Here is a 15953-nt window from a genome sequence, read left to right on the forward strand (position 1 = left end):
GCTCGCGGCTCCGCCTGGCAGCGAGGCGCGGCGGTGACCTGGGACGACGGGCTGCCGGGCCACCGTCGGTTCTACTCGGAGGATCCGGTGGGCAATCGGCTGGAGTTCCTGGAGCCGGTTCGCGGGGCGTAGCCGTCGCCTGCCGGCCGGTGGGTGGGGCGGGGGCGCGCCGGTACGTCCAACCCGCCGCAACCGGGCGTACGGCCCGGTGCCGGGAGGTGCGGGTTCTTTGCGGGAGCCCTAGGCGGCGGGCTGTGACATACCGGCACGCCCCCGCCCGGTCGTACGGCGGCTGCGGGGGCGTGGGGCGGGCGAGGCTTAAGGCGTGCGGCCCAGGTGGGTGACCAGGATGCGGATCACGTCGTCGTCGATCATGTAGAGGACGCGGTAGTCGCCCAGGTGCAGGCGGCGGAGGTTGGGAGAACCGTACGGGATGGAGTTGGTGGGGCGTGGCGCCTTGGCGAGGGTGTCGACGGCTTCGTAGACGGTGGCGAGCCCCGCGGGATCGTCCTTGAGGAACCGTACGGCCGCGTTCGTGGCGCGCGGTTCCCAGGTGATGCGGTAGGTCACGGGCGCAGCCCCAGGATGCGACCGACTTCCTCGTGAGGGATGCCCTCTCCCAATGTCCCCTCGGCCTTGCGGCGCTGGTAGTCGGCGACAGCGAGAGAGTCTTCGAGATCCTCTATGACCTGGGGGGAGACGAGGAGCGCCGCCACGTGGCCGTGGTCGGTGAGGGCGATGGTCTCCCGGCCGTGGGCCGCCCGCCGGACCAGGTCGCCGAGCTGGGAACGGGCCTCGCTGATCGAAATCTCAGTCATGGGTGTATACGTACCACAAGGTTGACCTTGTGGTTGGTTTACTAATTCTTTCTGCGGCCTATCAGGCGAGGCTTCGCCTCCAGGCCGTCCAGGCCGTGCCAGGCCAGGTTGACCAGGTGGGCCGCCACCTCCGCCTTCTTCGGGCGGCGGACGTCCAGCCACCACTGGCCCGTGAGGGCGACCATGCCGACCAGGGCCTGGGCGTACAGCGGGGCGAGTTTCGGGTCGAAGCCGCGGCGTTTGAACTCGCGGCCCAGGATGTCCTCCACCTGCGTGGCGATGTCCGAGATCAGGGACGCGAAACTGCCCGTCGACTGGGGGATCGGGGAGTCGCGGACCAGGATGCGGAAGCCGTCCGTGTACTCCTCGATGTAGTCGAGGAGGGCGAACGCCGCCTGCTCGCAGAGCTCGCGGGGGTGGCCGGCCGTGAGGGAGCTGGTCACCCCGTCCAGCAGGCGGCGCATCTCGCGGTCGACCACTACCGCGTACAGGCCCTCTTTGCCGCCGAAGTGCTCGTAGACCACCGGCTTGGAGACGCCGGCCTTCGCCGCGATCTCCTCCACCGACGTCGCCTCGAAGCCCTTCTGCGCGAAGAGGGTGCGGCCGATCTCCAGCAGCTGGGCGCGCCGTTCCGCACCGGTCATCCGGGTGCGGCGGGCGCGCCGCGGTTTTTCATTGCTGGGTGTGCTGGAGTCGGCCACGCCGTCAATCATGCAGCCTCGACCGTCTTCGCCCTGCCGCGGGCGCCCTTCCCGTCCGGGTTGCGGCGGGAATCGATACGCGAGCGTGACGGCCAGCGCACGTCGTACGCCCAGCCGAAGCGTTCGAACCAGCGGATGAGGCGGGCCGACGAGTCCACCTGGCCGCGCTCCACGCCGTGCCGGGCGGATGTCGGGTCCGCGTGGTGGAGGTTGTGCCAGGACTCGCCGCAGGACAGCACGGCCAGCCACCAGACGTTCCCCGAGCGGTCACGCGACTTGAAGGGGCGCTTGCCGACCGCGTGGCAGATCGAGTTGATCGACCACGTCACGTGGTGCAGCAGCGCCACCCGTACGAGCGAGCCCCAGAAGAAGCCGGTGAACGCGCCCCACCAGGACATCGTCACCAGGCCGCCGATCAGCGCCGGAAGGGAGAGGGACAGGGCCGCCCAGAGGAGGAACTGGCGCGAGATCGTACGGATCGCGTTGTCCTTGATCAGGTCCGGCGCGTACTTCTCCTGCGGCGTCTGCTCCTCGTCGAACATCCAGGCGATGTGCGCCCACCACAGGCCCTTCATCAGCGCCGGAACGGTCTCACCGAAACGCCACGGCGAGTGGGGGTCGCCCTCGGCGTCGGAGAACTTGTGGTGCTTGCGGTGATCGGCCACCCAGCGGACCAGGGGCCCCTCGACGGCCATCGAGCCGGCGATCGCCAGCGCGATACGCAGCGGGCGCTTCGCCTTGAAGGCGCCGTGCGTGAAGTAGCGGTGGAACCCGATCGTGATCCCGTGGCAGCCCAGGTAGTAGAAGAACACCAGCAGGCTCAGGTCCAGCCAGCTCACGCCCCAGCCCCAGGCCAGCGGTACCGACGCGAGAACGGCCAGGAAGGGAACCGTGATGAAGAGGAGAAGAGTGATCTGCTCGATCGAGCGCTTCTGCTCGCCGCCCAGCGTGGCGGAGGGAGGTGAGGAGTCGTCGCGCGCCTTCGGGGCGTCATCGGTCACATCGGAACTCACGGTCATGAAGCGTCCCCTGTGGGGTCGAGGGTTGTGAATTGTGGCTGGTAACCGCGCCTGCGGATAGCCGGAAACAGCGCCTACGGTTCCGTAACCTACGGCATCGTAAGTATGGCAGCGCGTCGACCCGGGGCAAGAGCCCCAGAGACCGTGCCACCGGATGGACACCTATCCTTGGTCTCGGTCGGACAGCGCGGTCCGCTCTGTTCCATTCCCGGATGCCCAGCCGCTGACGCGGCGCCCGCCGTCCCGGGCAACCGGGTTCCCCTCCAGACGAGCTTCAACACTGCAAGGAGCCGCACCTGTGAGCAGTGCCGACGACCAGACCACGACAACCGGCAGTGAGCTGCGCGCCGACATCCGCCGCCTGGGCGATCTGCTGGGCGAGACCCTCGTACGGCAAGAGGGCCCCGAACTCCTCGAACTGGTCGAAAAGGTCCGCCGCCTCACCCGGGAGGACGGCGAAGCCGCCGCCGAGCTGCTGCGCGGCACGGAACTGGAGACCGCGGCCAAACTGGTCCGCGCCTTCTCCACCTACTTCCACCTCGCGAACGTCACCGAACAGGTGCACCGGGGCCGCGAACTGCGCGCCCGGCGCGCCGCCGAAGGCGGACTCCTCGCCCGAACGGCGGACCGGCTCAAGGACGCCGACCCCGAACACCTGCGCGCCAGCGTCAAGAACCTCAACGTCCGCCCCGTCTTCACCGCCCACCCCACCGAGGCGGCCAGGCGCTCCGTCCTCAACAAGCTGCGCCGCATCGCCGCCCTGCTGGAGACCCCGGTCATCGAAGCCGACCGGCGCCGCTACGACACCCGGCTGGCCGAGAACATCGACCTCGTCTGGCAGACCGACGAGCTGCGCGTCGTACGCCCCGAACCGGCCGACGAGGCGCGCAACGCCATCTACTACCTCGACGAGCTGCACGCCGGCGCCGTCGGAGACGTCCTGGAGGACCTCACCGCGGAACTGGATCGCGTCGGCGTCCAGCTCCCCGACGAGACCCGCCCCCTCACCTTCGGCACCTGGATCGGCGGCGACCGCGACGGCAACCCGAACGTGACCCCCCAGGTCACCTGGGACGTCCTGATCCTCCAGCACGAGCACGGCATCAACGACGCGCTCGAACTGATCGACGAACTGCGCGGCTTCCTCTCCAACTCCATCCGCTACACCGGCGCCACCGAGGAACTGCTCACCTCCCTCCAGGCCGACCTGGAACAGCTCCCCGAGATCAGCCCCCGCTACAAGCGCCTCAACTCCGAGGAGCCCTACCGCCTCAAGGCCACCTGCATCCGGCAGAAGCTGGAGAACACCAAGGAGCGCCTGGCCAAGGGCATCCCGCACGAGGACGGCCGCGACTACCTCGGCACCGCCGAGCTGCTCCAGGACCTCAAGCTCATCCAGACCTCGCTGCGCGAGCACCGCGGCGCCCTGTTCGCCGACGGCCGCATGGACCGTACGATCCGCACGCTCGCCGCCTTCGGGCTCCAGCTCGCCACCATGGACGTACGCGAACACGCCGACGCCCACCACCACGCCCTCGGGCAGCTCTTCGACCGGCTCGGCGAGGAGACCTGGCGCTACGAGGACATGCCGCGCGAGTACCGGCACAAGCTGCTGGCGAAGGAACTGCGCTCCCGGCGGCCCCTCGGACCCACCCCGGCGCCGCTCGACGCCGCCGGGTCGAAGACCCTCGGCGTCTTCGAGACCGTCAAGAAGGCCCTCGGCGTCTTCGGACCCGAGGTCATCGAGTCGTACATCATCTCCATGTGCCAGGGCGCCGACGACGTGTTCGCCGCCGCCGTACTGGCCCGCGAGGCCGGACTCCTCGACCTGCACGCCGGCTGGGCCAAGATCGGCATCGTGCCCCTCCTGGAGACGACCGACGAACTCAAGGCCGCCGACACCATCCTTGAGGACATGCTGTCCGACCCGTCCTACCGGCGGCTCGTGGCCCTGCGCGGAGACGTGCAGGAAGTCATGCTCGGCTACTCCGACTCGTCGAAGTTCGGCGGCATCACCACGAGCCAGTGGGAGATCCACCGCGCCCAGCGCCGCCTGCGCGACGTGGCCCACCGCTACGGCGTACGACTGCGCCTCTTCCACGGCCGCGGCGGCACCGTCGGCCGCGGCGGCGGCCCCTCCCACGACGCGATCCTCGCCCAGCCCTGGGGCACCCTGGAAGGCGAGATCAAGGTCACCGAACAGGGCGAGGTCATCTCCGACAAGTACCTCGTGCCGTCCCTGGCCCGGGAGAACCTGGAGCTCACGGTCGCGGCCACGCTGCAGGCGTCCGCGCTGCACACCGCTCCCCGCCAGTCCGACGAGGCCCTCGCCCGCTGGGACGCCGCCATGGACGTCGTCTCCGAGGCCGCGGAGGCCGCCTACCGCCGCCTGGTGGAGGACCCGGACCTGCCGGCGTACTTCTTCGCCGCCACCCCCGTCGACCAGCTGGCTGACCTCCACCTCGGCTCCCGTCCCTCCCGCCGACCCGACTCCGGAGCCGGCCTCGACGGACTGCGGGCGATCCCGTGGGTGTTCGGCTGGACCCAGTCGCGGCAGATCGTCCCCGGCTGGTTCGGCGTCGGCGCCGGCCTCAAGGCACTGCGCGAGGCCGGCCTCGACAGCGTCCTCGAAGAAATGCACGAGCAGTGGCACTTCTTCCGCAACTTCGTCTCCAACGTCGAGATGACCCTCGCCAAGACGGACCTGCGCATCGCAGGCCACTACGTCGACACCCTGGTCCCCGACGAACTCAAGCACGTGTTCGCCACCATCCAGGCCGAGCACGAACTGACCGTCCGGGAGGTGCTGCGCATCACCGGCGAACCCGGACTCCTCGACGCCCAGCCGGTGCTCAAGCAGACCTTCACCATCCGCGACGCCTACCTGGACCCGATCTCCTACCTCCAGGTGGCCCTCCTCAAGCGCCAGCGCGACGCCGCCGCGGCCGGCTCCGAGCCGGACCCCCTGCTGTCCCGCGCCCTGCTCCTCACGGTCAACGGCGTGGCGGCAGGCCTGCGCAACACCGGCTGACCGACCCCCACGTGCGTCAAGGAGAAGGCGCCTGCGCGGACCCGAACAGGGCCGCGCAGGCGCCTTCCGGCGTGCGCTGCGTACTACTACGCGTATGTACGCGTACGGGGCGGGGTCAAAGAGCCAGGAACGCCGCCGTGACCAACGCCAGGCCCGCTCCGCCCAGCGCCCACGCCAGCCGGGTCAGCCGCAGCCCGCCCGCCACCACCACCGAGGCGAGCATCAGCGCGCCTCCCAACGGCACCCAGGCATAGAGCAGGCCACCGGCCCCCGTACGGACGACGTCGTCACTGCCGGGCTTCACCACGACCGGGTAGGAGTGACCCTTCTCCACCGCCACGTCACTGTCGAGGACGACCAGGTCCCGCGCCGTGGACCCCGCCGACGTCGGCCGGTACGGCCCGGAACACCGGTCCTCGGCACACCGGGTGACCGTCATCGTGCCGCGCTCACGGCCCTGGCTGAGCATCACGTGCTGGGCGGTGCCCCAGGAGGCCCAGACGCCCGCGATCAGGATCAGCACCGCGACCGTACCCATCGCCGCGAGCTGCCCGAACCGCAGCGCGACGGTCGGGTTCCGACGGTCCGGGTTCCGACGGGAGGCATGGGACGGCATGGCGGCGATCCTTGGCCATGGCCCTGCACCCGGTCAACTCGGACGGGACTCAGAAGGGACTCAGACGGACTTGGGCGGGGGACAAGTCCCGTGTTGTACGGACCTGGCGGGAAAGCGGACAGCCCCTCGTCACGAGTTGTACGTCGACTGCGCCCGCTCAAGCCCCTCGATCACCAGAGCCTCCGTCGCGTCCGCCGCGCGGTCCACGAAGTAGTCCAGCTCCTTGCGCTCCGCCGACGCGAAGTCCTTCAGGACGAAATCGGCCACCTGCATACGCCCCGGCGGGCGCCCGATGCCGAAACGCACCCGGTGATAGTCCGGACCCATCGCCTTCGTCATCGACTTCAGGCCGTTGTGCCCGTTGTCGCCGCCGCCCAGCTTCAGCCGCAGCACCCCGTAGTCGATGTCCAGCTCGTCATGGATGGCCACGACGTTCGACGTCGGCACCTTGTAGAAGTCGCGCAGGGCCGTGACCGGGCCGCCCGACAGATTCATGTACGACATCGGCTTGGCCAGGATCACCCGGCGGTTCAGTGGACCCGGCGGCCCGACCCGCCCTTCGATCACCTGGGCCTGCGCCCGGCCGGCCCGCTTGAACTTGCCGCCGATCCGCCCGGCGAGGAGGTCGGCCACCATGAAGCCCACGTTGTGGCGGTTCATGGCGTAGTCGGGGCCGGGGTTGCCGAGCCCCACGATCAGCCAGGGGGCGTTTGGTTCCGAGGGTACCGAGGGTTCCGAGGTCACGTCCGTTACTCCCATGGGTCCTTGACCAGTTGTCGAACAGCGTCGACGATCGGCGGATGCACACCGGCCGCCACCCCCGAAGGGGCGGCGGCCGGCGAACGGTGATCCGGTACGGGATCAGGCCTCGGCGGACTCGGCGCCCGCGGCCTCGTCCGAGGGCTCCTCCGACTGCGCGGCCAGCACCTGCAGCACGACCGCGTCCTCGTCGGTGACCAGCGTGGTGCCCTCGGGCAGCGGGATGTCCTTCGCGAGGATGGCCGCACCGGCCTCCAGGCCCGCGATGGACACCGTGACCGACTCGGGGATGTGCGTCGCCTCGGCCTCGACCAGCAGCGTGCTCAGCACGTGCTCAAGAAGGAACGAACCCGGGGCCAGCTCACCCTCGGTGTGCACGTACACCTCGACGCTGACCTTCTCGCCGCTCTTCACCAGCAGCAGGTCGACGTGCTCAAGGAAGCCCTTGATGGCGTCACGCTGGACGGCCTTCGGGATCGCCAGCTGGGACTTGCCCTCGATGTCCAGGGTCAGCAGGACGTTCGGAGTACGCAGCGCGAGCTGGAGCTCGTGGCCCGGCAGCGTGATGTGGACCGGGTCGCCACCGTGCCCGTAGACAACGGCGGGAACCTTGCTCTCACGGCGGATACGGCGGGCGGCACCCTTGCCGAACTCCGTGCGCGTCTCGGCGGCAAGCTTGACCTCGGGCATGATCACTCCTCGTAGAACAGGGGAAGAAAGTCACCCGGCCACACCATCGGCCTGCTACGAAGAGCGCGTCGATAACGGACAGCCGCACCAGAACAGTGCGGCCTCCCTCGCCGAGCAACTGTGACAGCTTACGCGGCAGGGAGGCCGTACAAGAAATCGATCTCCGCGCGACCGTGACCCGGAAAGGGCCCGGCGGAGCCGCCTACTCGTCGAAGAGGCTCGTCACCGAGCCGTCCTCGAAGACCTCACGCACCGCGTTCGCGATCGTCGGCGCGATCGACAGCACCGTGATCTTGTCCAGTTCCAGCTCACCCGGAGTGGGCAACGTGTCCGTGAAGATGAACTCACTCACCTTCGAACTCATCAGCCGGTCCGCCGCCGGACCCGACAGCACACCGTGCGTCGCCGTCACGATGACGTCCTCCGCGCCGTGCGCGAACAACGCGTCCGCCGCGGCACAGATCGTGCCACCGGTGTCGATCATGTCGTCGACCAGGACACAGACCCGGCCCTCCACATCACCGACGACCTCGTGCACCGTCACCTGATTCGCCACGTCCTTGTCACGGCGCTTGTGCACGATCGCCAGCGGCGCGCCCAGCCGGTCGCACCACCGGTCGGCCACCCGCACCCGGCCCGCGTCCGGAGACACCACCGTGAGCTTCGCGCGGTCCACCTTGTGACCCACGTAGTCCGCGAGCAGCGGCAGCGCGAACAGATGATCCACCGGACCGTCGAAGAAGCCCTGGATCTGGTCCGTGTGCAGATCGACCGTCAGGAGCCGGTCCGCCCCCGCGGTCTTCATCATGTCGGCGACCAGACGCGCCGAGATCGGTTCACGTCCACGGTGCTTCTTGTCCTGGCGTGCGTAACCGTAGAACGGCATGATCACCGTGATGCTCCGGGCGGAGGCCCGCTTCAGAGCATCGATCATGATCAGCTGTTCCATGATCCATTTGTTGATCGGGGCCGTGTGGCTCTGGATCAGGAAGCAGTCGGCGCCGCGGGCCGACTCCTCGTAGCGGACGTAGATCTCACCGTTGGCGAAGTCGAAGGCCTTCGTCGGAACGACCCCGACACCCAGCTGGTGGGCGACCTCCTCGGCAAGCTCGGGGTGGGCGCGGCCGGAGAAGAACATCATCTTCTTCTCGCCGGTCGTCTTGATCCCGGTCACAGCACTGTCTCCTCAGAGGTGTCTCAGCTGGATGTCGAGATGCGCTCTCACGTGCGGTCTCAGCTGGATGTGCGGGTGTGCATCTATCACGGTACGCGGTGTACGACCCGACGTTTTCCGGTCAGCTTTCGCCGCCGGTCTCCCGGGACGTCGCCTCCGCGGCCTTCGCGGCAGCACTCCCCGGACGCTTCCGGGCCACCCAGCCCTCGATATTCCGTTGCTGGCCACGGGCCACGGCCAGCGAACCGGGCGGCACGTCCTTCGTGATCACGGACCCCGCCGCGGTGTACGCCCCGTCCCCGATGGTGACAGGCGCCACAAACATGTTGTCCGAGCCCGTCTTGCAGTGCGACCCGACCGTGGTGTGGTGCTTGGCCTCGCCGTCGTAGTTCACGAAGACGCTCGCCGCTCCGATGTTCGAGTACTCGCCGATCGTCGCGTCACCCACGTACGAGAGGTGCGGGACCTTCGAGCCCTCGCCGATCGAGGCGTTCTTCGTCTCCACGTACGTACCCACTTTGGCCTTCAGGCCGATGCGGGTGCCGGGACGGAGATACGCGTAGGGGCCCACGCTCGCCTGGGGGCCGACCTCCGCGTCGTTCGCGACCGTGTTGTCGACCCTCGCGCCCGCGCCGACCCGGGTGTCCTTCAGGCGGGTGTTGGGGCCGACCTCGGCGCCCTCGCCGAGGTGCGTGGCGCCCTGGAGCTGGGTGCCCGGGTGCACGATCGCGTCCTGCTCGAAGGTGACGGTGACGTCGACCCACGTCGAGGCCGGGTCGACGACGGTCACGCCCGCGAGCATCGCCCGCTCCAGCAGACGGTCGTTGAGGATGCGGCGGGCCTGAGCCAGCTGCACACGGTTGTTGATGCCGGCGATCTCGCGGTGGTCGGCCGCCACGGCGGCGCCGACGCGGTGTCCCGCCTCGCGGAGGATGCCGAGGACGTCCGTCAGGTACTCCTCGCCCTGGCTGTTGTCCGTACGCACCTTGCCGAGCGCGTCCGCGAGGAGCTGCCCGTCGAACGCGAAGACACCGGAGTTGATCTCACGGATCGCGCGCTGGGAGTCGGAGGCGTCCTTGTGCTCGACGATCGCCGTCACGGCCCCCGAGGCGGCGTCCCGGACGATACGGCCGTACCCGGTGGCGTCCGGCACCTCGGCGGTCAGCACGGTGACCGCGTTGCCGTCGCCCGTGTGCGTCGAGGCGAGCTTGCGCAGGGTCGCGCCGGTGAGCAGCGGGGTGTCGCCGCAGACGACCACGACGGTGCCGTCGACGACGCCGCCCAGCTCCTCCAGGCCCATCCGCACGGCGTGCCCCGTGCCGTTCTGCTCGGCCTGCACGGCCGTCCGTACACCCGGAGCGGTCTCGGTGAGGTGGGCGGTGACCTTCTCGCGGGCGTGACCCACGACCACGACCAGCTTCTCGGGGTTCTGGGCGGTCTCGGGACCCAACTCGCCCGCCGCGGCCAGCACATGACCGACGAGGGAACGGCCGCAGAGGTCGTGCAGGACCTTGGGCGTGGCCGACTTCATGCGGGTGCCCTCACCCGCTGCGAGAACGACGACGGCTGCGAGTGGGGTCTCCCCTGCTCCGGAGCCGAGAGCTTGGGGAAGGTTGGCGCTCACGGATATGCCCTTCGGCTACTGATGTCTTGGGTGGGGACATCCGCAGGATACCGGGGCGTTTCAGGAGCGACATGAGAGCGGGCCCTGACAGTGCTGTCAGGGCCCCCGGGTGTGTGGCTCCCCCATCAGGATTCGAACCTGAACATACGGTACCAAAAACCGCAGTGCTGCCTGATTACACCATGGGGGATGGAACTTGGCCAAACCAGACATAAGGTCAGGTCGCCGAGTCGGCACCCAACACTATGCCGTACCAAGACCCTTCGATGCGACGGTAACAAGCGCGCGACTCCGAGGGGCTGCAGTTCGAGGGATACCGGGCCGTTTCGTATTTGTTCGATTACGCGGAGTGGTGTGTGCCGGTACGGGAAACTCGCCGGAAAAGGGGCGGGGGGCGACCGTAGGCTGGAGGCATGACCACGACGGGGGAAGACCACACCGCGGCCTTGACCGGGCCGTGGTGGTGGGCGAGGCGGCGCAGTGCGGTGCTCGACGGGAGTCTCGCGCTGGTGTCGTCGGTCGAGTGCGCGGTGGAGGGTTTTCCGTTCGCGGGTGCGGCGGGGGTGCCGGTGCCGGCGGGAATGCTCTTCGGGGCGGTGGCCGGGTCCGTGCTGCTGTTCCGGCGGCGGTGGCCGATCGCCGTCGTGCTGGTGTCGATCGCGATCACACCGGCCCAGATGGGGTTCCTGATGGGGCTCGTCGGGCTGTACACGCTGGCGGCGTCCGAGCTGCCGCGCCGGATCATCGGGGCGCTCGCGGGCATGTCGATGGTGGGGATGCTCATCGTCACGTATGTGCGGGCGCACCAGGGGATGGTGCGCGGTGAGATGGCGCTGGGGGACTGGTTCGTGCCCTTCGTGTCGATCACGACGTCGTTGGGGATGACGGCGCCGCCGGTGCTGCTCGGGCTGTACGTGGGGGCTCGGCGGCGCTTGATGGAGAGTCTGCGGGAGCGGGCGGACTCCCTGGAGCGGGAGTTGATGCTCCTGGCGGAGCGGGCCGAGGAGCGGGCGGAGTGGGCGCGCAACGAGGAGCGGACCAGGATCGCCCGGGAGATGCACGACGTGGTCGCGCACCGGGTGAGCCTGATGGTCGTGCATGCGGCGGCGTTGCAGGCGGTGGCTCGCAAGGACCCCGAGAAGGCCGTGAAGAACGCGTCGCTGGTGGGCGACATGGGGCGGCAGGCGCTGACCGAACTGCGGGAGATGCTGGGCGTGCTGCGTACCGGGGACGGGTCGGTGCGGGGGGCCGGGTTCGGGTCGGAGCGGACGCAGGCCGTGCCGTTGGCCGCCGTGGGGGCCGCTGCCGCCGCGGCGGCAGCCGCGTCACGGGCCGCCGCCGAGGAGTCGGGGGACGGGCCGTGCCTCGATGACCTGGAGGAGCTCGTGGGGCAGTCCGCCGCCGCGGGGATGGTGGTGGACCTCTCGGTGGAGGGGAAGGTGCGGGTGTACGCGGCGGCGGTCGAGCAGACCGCCTATCGCGTGGTGCAGGAGGCGCTGACGAACGTCCACAAGCACGCGGCGGGGGCGAAGACCCGGGTGCGGCTGGCGCATCGGGGTGCGGAGATCGCCATGCAGGTGGAGAACGGACCGCCGCCGGAGCCCGGGGCCGCGTCGGACGCCAGGTTGCCCAGTGGGGGGAACGGGCTGCTGGGGATGCAGGAGCGGGTCGTCGGTCTCGGCGGGGTGTTCGTGTCCGGGCCGACGGACGCGGGCGGATTCCGGGTGTCGGCGGTCATTCCGGCGGGTGCGTGAGCCGCGGTCGTTCCGGCAGGGGCGTGAGCCGTATTCGGTCGGCCGTGCTCAGTCGGCCGTCGTCAGGCGTACCGGTTCCCGGCCCGCGATGAGGGTGGTCAGGGCCTGGTCGATGTCGGCGCCGAGGTACCAGTCGCCCGTGTGGTCGAGGGTGTAGACGCGGCCCTCCGTGTCGACGGCCAGCAGGCCTCCGCTGTCGGTTTCCTCGCCGAGGGGGGCCACTTCGGTGTCCAGGGCTCTGCCGAGGTCGGCGAGGGTGCGGGCCATGTGGAGGCCGTGCAGGGGGTCGATGTGCAGGGGCGAGGAGGCGATCTGCCGGCCGGCCTCGGCCGTGCTGATGTGCAGCCCGCCGAATTCCGCCCAGGTCTCCACCGCCGCCGGGAACACGGCGTGGCGGTGTCCCGCGGGGGACTCGTGGCTGCGCAGGGCGTCGGCCCAGAACTCGGCCTGCCTTATGTCCCAGCGGCCCGGTTGCCATCCGGCGGAGCGCAGTGAGGAGTCGACCTGGATGGAGAAGCGGGTGGTGGAGGTGGAGGTGGTGGCGCGGTCGGTGTGCATCGGCCCTTCGCGATCGGTCTGAGCGGCTGCCGTGTGGGGTCTCGGCCCGCTGCTTCTGGTGGCGTCGGTGGCGCCTTCGTGCGGGTGGGTGGTCCCTGTCAGTTCTCCTGTGCGGTCGGGTCGACGATGCGTACGCCGAAGTGGGCGCTGAGCGCGGTGCAGGCGCGGCAGGGCTGCGCGAAGCTGCCGTGCAGGGGGTCGCCGTCCTCGCGGATGTGGCGGGCGGTGAGTTTGGCCTGCTTGAGGGATTTGCGGGCCTCGCCGTTGGTCATGGGTTTTCGGGCGGCTCGTTTGGAGCGGGCGGCGTCGGCCGTGCCGAGGTGGCGGGAGATGAGGATGGCTTCGGCACAGCGGCCGGTGAAGCGGTCGCGCTGGCCGCTGGTGAGGGTGTCGAGAAAGTCCCGTACGAGAGGGTGCAGGGCTGGTGGCTGGTCGCCGCGGCCCGCTGTGCCGGTGAGGGTGGTGCCTCGTACGGAGAGGGCGGCGGCGATGGTGGGAAGGATGCCGTCGCGGCGGTGGAGGAGGACCGGGGCGGTGGGCGCCTCGGTGCTGCTCCAGCCGACTCGTGGGTCTCCGGACGTACCTGTCTGTGTCGTGTTCATTGTTCTGTTTCCTCCCCTTACCGCATCCCCCGGTGCTCGGACAGAGTGCCAAACTCCGTGGCTGCTGCGGTAGCTGGGACGGCGCGACACGCGAGGTCTTCGTCGTACCGTCACGACGCGATGACGGCAGGTCACGGAACCGGAGGGTGCTTGGCCGGGATGGAACCGGAGGCCCGGTGACCGGTGTCCTTCCACCGCATAGGCTGTCGGCATCCGCGATCCTTCAGAACGCCGCAGGGGGCAACCGCCATGACGACAGGTCGGCTCGGGCAACAGGCCGCGCCACCGAACGCGGCCTATGCCGGGCAGGTCGTGCACTTCCCGGATCCGGTGCGGGCGGCACGTCACCCGAGAGGGGTACGGATCGACGAGGGCGGTTATCCCGACTTCTCGTTCTACGCGCGCGCGGCGGCCGAGATCGCGGAGCCGCCCGAGGGGTTCGGTGTCGACGAGCTGCGGTTGACCGACTACGTGTCGGCGAACGCGGTGATGGCGGCCTCCGGGCACGACCTGTGGGACACCATTCCGGCGGTGGCGACTCCGCACGGCTGGACCTGGCACCACGTACCGCGGTCGCGGCGGCTGGAGTTGGTGCCGGTCGAGGTGAAGGCGTTGCTGCGGCACCACGGTGGGCTCGCCACGGCGGTGGTCGATCAGGACAAGCGGGGCACGCGGCCGTTGCAGGAGACCCGGCCCGCGCACTTCGGTCTGCCGAAGGCGGCGGTCGCCGTCACGGAGCAGCAGGTGCTGGGGGTCGAGGAGGACCTCGGGTACCGGCTGCCGGGCGCGTACCGGTCCTTCCTGAAGGCCGCCGGCGGGTGTGCGCCGGTCGGGGCCGCGTTGGACGCGGAGTTGGGGCTGCTGGTCGATCAGCCGTTCTTCACCGTGCGGGACGAGGCCGCCGTCAACGACCTGGTCTATGTGAACAAGTGCCTGCGGGACCATCTGACCAAGGACTACCTGGGTGTCGGGTTCGTGCAGGGCGGGCTGCTCGCGGTGAAGGTGAAGGGCGAGCGGGTCGGCTCCGTGTGGTTCTGCGCGTACGACGACGCCCGCGACCAGGACGCGTGGCCGCCCCCGGAGCGGGTGCAGCGGCTGCTGTTGCCCTGTGGTGACGACTTCGACCAGTTCCTGTTCCGGCTGGCGGGCAATCCGCCCGAGCTGGAGACGGTGGCGAACCTGATGGTGGACGGTGGTTTCGCGCGAGCGGTGCCGGTGTCCGCCGTGTCTTCGGTGGGGGAGTGAGCGTCCGATGGTGACCTTCGCGCAGGCGCAGGAGCGCGCGGAAGAGTGGATCAACGGGGACGTGCCCGGATACCAGCACCGTGAGGTGCGGGTGCGGGAGTTCGATCTCGGGTTCGTGGTGTGGGCGGAGGACCGGGCCGAGGGTCCGCGTTCGGACGGTGGCCTCCAGCGGCTCGTCATCGCGCGGGACAGCGGGGAGGCCACGCTGTGGCCGTCGCTGCCCGTGGGTGAGGTGATCCGCCGGTACGAGGAGGAGTACGGGCTTCCGGACCCGGTGTCCGACGCGGCGCCGGCGCCTCCCGCGCGCGTGGACCTCAATCAGACGTCGTTCCTGCTCACTCCGCCGGAGTGGCTGCAGGAGGCGGCGGACCGGATGGGCGTGCCGGGCCGCCGGGACGGTACGTCGGGCGGGGCGGGATCCCGGCCTGCCGCTGCCGCTGCTGCCTCGCCGGTCGATGCCGGGCCTCCTGCCGCTGCCGTTCCTCCGGTCGACGCCGTGCCTGCCGCTCACGGCGGGCCCGGTGGCCCCGGGAGTTTCCGCGGTCCTGGGGGCCCTGGGGGTGCGCTGCCCGAGACGTTGCCGGGGCCCGTCGCCGGTTCGTCGGCGTCGTCCGGTTCGCCGGTGTCTGCCGTTCCGGGCGGGGGTACGGGGGGTACGGCGTGGCCCGCCGCCGGTGGGGAGGCGCCCGCTGCTGCCGCTGTGCCTGCCGACGCGACTCCGTGGGCCGGTACCGACACCAACGCCGAGCCGGGGGACGACCGTTCCGTGCCGTTGCCGGCGACGGTGTACGCGCCGCAGATCCGCGATGTCGGGGAGGGCGCCGTGCCGTCGCCCCCGCCCGAGACGGCACCCGAGGCCAGGACCAAGCTGATCTCGGGCGGCAGCCAGTTGCCGCGGACGAGTGTCGCGCCCGCACTGGGTGAACAGCGCCCGCCCGCGTTTACGCCGGGTCCGGGTGCCCAAGGCCCGGGTGGTGCGCAGGGCGCAGGGGCGCCCGGTGCGACACCGGCTCCGTCTCCGGGGGCGCCTTCAGGGGCGTCTTCGTACGGCTATCCGCAGGGTGTCCCGCAGTCGCCCGCAGCTCCCCCCTCTTCCTCTTCGCAGCCGCCCGGTGCTCCCGCTGTTCCCGGTGCTCCCGGCGTGCCGCAGCCGGCGCCCGGTGCGGGTGCGCCGGGCCGGCCGCTGCCGCCCGGTGCCGGTGACATCGCCGACGCGGCGACCAGCAAGGCGCAGGGTCCGCCGCGTGGCGCGCGGGGTGCGGGGGTGGCCGGTACGCCGCCGCCTCCCGGGGCCCCCGGTACGCCGGGTGCGCGGCCGGGTGGTCCGGCGCCGGCGTCCGGGCCCGGTGCGCCGGGTGCGCC

Annotated in this window: 14 protein-coding genes, 1 tRNA gene and 2 pseudogenes; 5 read left to right on the forward strand and 12 right to left on the reverse strand. The window is 70.3% G+C overall.

Annotated features, from left to right (window positions below):
• Positions 1 to 21: 21 nt before the first annotated feature.
• A pseudogene (locus tag AOK01_RS44580) lies at positions 22 to 132 on the forward strand (glyoxalase); the annotation flags it as partial.
• 186 nt (positions 133 to 318) lie between these two features.
• Here AOK01_RS44580 and AOK01_RS01190 read toward each other — a convergent pair.
• Genes AOK01_RS01190 through AOK01_RS01205 form a run of 4 tightly spaced genes read right to left on the reverse strand, consistent with a single transcriptional unit; the run spans position 319 to position 2538 of the window.
• Positions 319 to 570 (reverse strand): type II toxin-antitoxin system RelE family toxin, encoded by a 252-nt coding sequence (locus AOK01_RS01190; protein ID WP_055507401.1) that lies wholly within the window; start codon positions 568 to 570, stop codon positions 319 to 321.
• A complete protein-coding gene (locus tag AOK01_RS01195) occupies positions 567 to 818 on the reverse strand; it encodes a type II toxin-antitoxin system Phd/YefM family antitoxin (RefSeq protein ID WP_055507403.1) in 252 nt (83 codons plus the stop codon). Before AOK01_RS01195 ends, AOK01_RS01190 begins: the two co-directional genes overlap by 4 nt.
• 41 nt (positions 819 to 859) lie before the next feature.
• Positions 860 to 1531 carry a TetR/AcrR family transcriptional regulator gene (locus AOK01_RS01200; RefSeq protein ID WP_055507405.1) on the reverse strand — a complete coding sequence of 224 codons (672 nt, stop codon included), beginning with the start codon at positions 1529 to 1531 and terminating at the stop codon, positions 860 to 862.
• Positions 1528 to 2538 carry an acyl-CoA desaturase gene (locus AOK01_RS01205; RefSeq protein ID WP_055507407.1) on the reverse strand — a complete coding sequence of 337 codons (1011 nt, stop codon included), beginning with the start codon at positions 2536 to 2538 and terminating at the stop codon, positions 1528 to 1530. The genes AOK01_RS01200 and AOK01_RS01205 overlap by 4 nt, the downstream gene beginning before the upstream one ends.
• 298 nt (positions 2539 to 2836) lie before the next feature.
• Here AOK01_RS01205 and ppc point away from each other — a divergent pair, with 298 nt between their 5' ends.
• The gene (gene ppc, locus AOK01_RS01210) at positions 2837 to 5569 is read left to right on the forward strand and encodes a phosphoenolpyruvate carboxylase (protein WP_055507409.1); all 2733 of its coding nucleotides are present in this window, start codon (positions 2837 to 2839) and stop codon (positions 5567 to 5569) included.
• 115 nt (positions 5570 to 5684) lie between these two features.
• Here the strand turns inward: ppc and AOK01_RS01215 are convergent, their stop codons facing one another.
• From AOK01_RS01215 to AOK01_RS01240, 6 genes are all read right to left on the reverse strand, one after another.
• Positions 5685 to 6185: a hypothetical protein gene (locus AOK01_RS01215; RefSeq protein ID WP_055507411.1), complete on the reverse strand. Its 501-nt coding sequence runs from the start codon at positions 6183 to 6185 to the stop codon at positions 5685 to 5687.
• 129 nt (positions 6186 to 6314) lie between these two features.
• Entirely contained in the window at positions 6315 to 6944 is a 630-nt protein-coding gene (gene pth, locus AOK01_RS01220) for an aminoacyl-tRNA hydrolase (protein ID WP_055507413.1), read from the reverse strand.
• A 102-nt stretch (positions 6945 to 7046) separates the two neighbouring features.
• Positions 7047 to 7634, reverse strand: coding sequence for a 50S ribosomal protein L25/general stress protein Ctc (locus AOK01_RS01225; RefSeq protein ID WP_055507415.1), 588 nt, complete (start codon positions 7632 to 7634; stop codon positions 7047 to 7049).
• Between the two features lie 202 nt (positions 7635 to 7836).
• Positions 7837 to 8808 carry a ribose-phosphate diphosphokinase gene (locus AOK01_RS01230; RefSeq protein ID WP_055507417.1) on the reverse strand — a complete coding sequence of 324 codons (972 nt, stop codon included), beginning with the start codon at positions 8806 to 8808 and terminating at the stop codon, positions 7837 to 7839.
• 121 nt (positions 8809 to 8929) lie between these two features.
• Positions 8930 to 10432: a bifunctional UDP-N-acetylglucosamine diphosphorylase/glucosamine-1-phosphate N-acetyltransferase GlmU gene (glmU, locus tag AOK01_RS01235; protein ID WP_079103083.1), complete on the reverse strand. Its 1503-nt coding sequence runs from the start codon at positions 10430 to 10432 to the stop codon at positions 8930 to 8932.
• Between the two features lie 114 nt (positions 10433 to 10546).
• A tRNA-Gln gene (locus AOK01_RS01240) sits at positions 10547 to 10622 on the reverse strand.
• Positions 10623 to 10845: 223 nt separating this feature from the next.
• On the opposite strand from AOK01_RS01240, the gene AOK01_RS01245 reads away from it, so the two are divergent.
• The gene (locus AOK01_RS01245) at positions 10846 to 12186 is read left to right on the forward strand and encodes a sensor histidine kinase (RefSeq protein WP_055507421.1); all 1341 of its coding nucleotides are present in this window, start codon (positions 10846 to 10848) and stop codon (positions 12184 to 12186) included.
• Positions 12187 to 12234: 48 nt separating this feature from the next.
• Here the strand turns inward: AOK01_RS01245 and AOK01_RS01250 are convergent, their stop codons facing one another.
• Both AOK01_RS01250 and AOK01_RS01255 read right to left on the reverse strand, forming a co-directional pair.
• On the reverse strand, positions 12235 to 12744 hold the full coding sequence (locus AOK01_RS01250) for an SUKH-3 domain-containing protein (RefSeq protein ID WP_055507423.1): 510 nt from the start codon (positions 12742 to 12744) through the stop codon (positions 12235 to 12237).
• A gap of 98 nt (positions 12745 to 12842) precedes the next feature.
• Entirely contained in the window at positions 12843 to 13346 is a 504-nt protein-coding gene (locus AOK01_RS01255) for a YwqJ-related putative deaminase (RefSeq protein WP_055507425.1), read from the reverse strand.
• A gap of 249 nt (positions 13347 to 13595) precedes the next feature.
• On the opposite strand from AOK01_RS01255, the gene AOK01_RS01260 reads away from it, so the two are divergent.
• Entirely contained in the window at positions 13596 to 14591 is a 996-nt protein-coding gene (locus tag AOK01_RS01260) for an SMI1/KNR4 family protein (RefSeq protein ID WP_055507427.1), read from the forward strand.
• 7 nt (positions 14592 to 14598) lie between these two features.
• A pseudogene (locus AOK01_RS43310) lies at positions 14599 to 15953 on the forward strand (SUKH-4 family immunity protein); the annotation flags it as partial.

The sequence above is a fragment of the Streptomyces aurantiacus genome (genome assembly GCF_001418335.1).
In the GTDB taxonomy this organism is placed as follows: domain Bacteria; phylum Actinomycetota; class Actinomycetes; order Streptomycetales; family Streptomycetaceae; genus Streptomyces; species Streptomyces aurantiacus.